We start from the raw sequence: 2,440 nt of genomic DNA, 5'->3' as shown, positions 1-2,440 counted from the left end.
ATTCATCCCTTTGGTTTTGCTCTGAAGGTGGCAAGGTGCTTAGGTATTCCCTGATCTTCATCAGGCTGCACTCTGCGTCCGATTCAAGGGCCATCCCCGGAAGATAGCGGGCTAAACAATGGGTATCCAGAGGGTGTTGTTCAAGCGCATTCATTGCCCGGACTGAAACACATTTGAACGGTGGCACAGACAGTCCTATTGCCTGCATGAGCTGCAGAAACATTCCCTTGCCCCCGAGCAGTTCACGGCATGGGGGAGAGTTGTCAGTAGCCAGACCCGGGACAGATGCACTGCAAAGGCGCTTGGTAATTGGCGTTGTGCAGACAGGGATGGTGTCAGTATCCCTGAAATACCTATTGGATGAACTACTGGCCCGGCTATCCTTATTCGGATTCGTTGCGGGGACTTGATGACATGTTTTTTCAGATCCGGCGGGTAACATAAATATATCCCTTCAAAGTTAATATTCATCCATGACTTAATGGCCAAGGGGCTGTCAAATCAATCAATTAACTTCGTTAGACTGGGATCTTTTTATAAAGTTCCTCCGTTAGCCTGAAACACGCAATAGAAAAAAACAACGATAAGTAAAAAGTACTATCAGCCATGGCCATTAGAATCATTTTTTTTATCGCTTCGTAGTCTTTTACTGGCATATCTCAGAGCGTCCGGTTCATTTGCTACAGCAGCCATGACCACCTCTTTATTATCCTGAAGTTCCGGGCTTGCATAAATCAGCGCCAGGCCATTTTGACTGACTGCAGCCATGACCACCTTTGTATTACCCTTAAGTTCCCGGCTTGCATAGTCCAGCGCCAAGCCATTTCGACTGACTGCGGCAATGACAACATCGTTATCATTCTTCAGTTCTTTACTCGCATACATCAGGTCATCTGGATATTCTGCAATGGCTGCTAATACCAGCTCTCTATCATTCAGAATCCGTTGACTGGCATATTTCAGTCCGTGATTCAGCAAGATATTCCTGACCTTGTCTTTATCATCTGAAAGCGGATGAGCCGGTGGAAGATAAAACTCCAGTCTGTAACACCAGGATGGATTGATAACAAAGTATTGATTGCTCAGGCCATACACCTGCTCAATCAATTGGGGAGCGTAAACGGTATCTTCCAATAAATAATGATGCAAGAGCTCCGATCGAGTGCCCTCAGCGATCTCATCACTCATTAACAGTTCATGCAGACTGTCCTCTGATTTTTCCTGCTGAGATACCAGGAACTCACACTCAGCTAACCGCCGTGCATAGTGAATAAACTGTTGGAGTGGGTTGCTTAACAATCGGCAACAATCGCGATCAATATGGAAACCACCCCCATAAAACATTGAGAAAAGGCAATGTTGAAAGTCGAATCTATCGGCTTCTGTCGCAACATCGTCATTAAGGCGTTGTGCAAGCATGTTAAAGTTCCACTGAACTCCATTAGAAATGCGACCTGCAAAGTGTATATCCAGCCAGTCCATGGAATGCAGCACGATCATCAGTTTTTTGAAGGCTTCCTGCATGGATTGACGTGAACTCATTCGGGGACACTCTACGATAATCTCTCCCGCTGTGCCGTTGCAACTTAGCTTCATGGGACCAGCATCTTCACGCAGCTCTATCGCTTTCAGAAGCTTGACCAGAAACCACATACGTTTTAACTTGCCAGCTTTTTCCCAACCAGAAATTTTATCGAATTGGTCAGAAAATTTCAGTCGCAAGGTTCGTCCTTTCCCTCCCTCTGCGTTTTCAAGCAGCTCAACAACACCCTTATGAGCTCCAAGATTCAGGTTAACAATCAGGGCATCATCGATGATGACCGCAGTCCCTGAAAGCCGTAATTTTTTGATGGATGCCTTGCCGGACGGATTCAACAGCGGTTCCTGTCCACCCGAATTATCCGAAGTTGTGAAATCAACGTAGGTGACGTTCTCTTCCTCAGACACCCTACCCTGACGTGAAGTCAGAGCAACCGGTGCCAGCGCCTCTACGAAGCGCTGATGCAGGGCAAAAATCAGCTCATGGACACTTCGGACCCGCTCAGCCTTCGAGGGGGTGAGTGCCTGAAGACAGGATTGTAGCTGATGGCAATCTGCCACCCACTGACGAAACACTCTCTGGGATACCTGCCCTTCTTCAGCGGCCTGCATGGGCGTAATGATACTCTCTAACCCGGATCGAATGGTTTCTTTCAGCGTCACGAACCGGTTGCTCAGTTTCGGAAATTCATCCCGCAATGACTGAACCTCGCGCGAACAGCTTTTACCGGTCAGCTGCAGAAAGGCTTCGTAACCCACAAGCATTGCTTCAGCCCCGTGAATCAGTCGGTTTACGTTGTCTCTGGTCTCTGCCAGTAATTCTGATCTTTGCGGCGACATGCTCAGTTTTATCGGGTTTGCCAGACAATCCAGTCCACCGCCGGGGGAAAAAAACGACAAC

Annotated in this window: 2 protein-coding genes; both read right to left on the bottom strand. The window is 47.7% G+C overall.

All coding sequences use genetic code 11. From position 1 onward, the window contains the following. Positions 1-442, bottom strand: a 442-nt coding sequence (locus KDK19_RS12645; RefSeq protein WP_257253904.1) for a hypothetical protein, incomplete at its 3' end; no start/stop codon positions are given. Positions 443-600: 158 nt separating this feature from the next. Further along, positions 601-2,440, bottom strand: a 1,840-nt coding sequence (locus KDK19_RS12640) for a DUF4116 domain-containing protein (RefSeq protein ID WP_257292102.1), incomplete at its 5' end; no start/stop codon positions are given.

Origin of the sequence: Endozoicomonas sp. ONNA1 (genome assembly GCF_024606325.1) — a bacterium.
Classification (GTDB): Bacteria; Pseudomonadota; Gammaproteobacteria; order Pseudomonadales; family Endozoicomonadaceae; genus Endozoicomonas_A.
The sequence above is the reverse complement of the archived record's forward strand: the minus strand, read 5'-3'. Positions and strand labels throughout refer to the sequence as shown.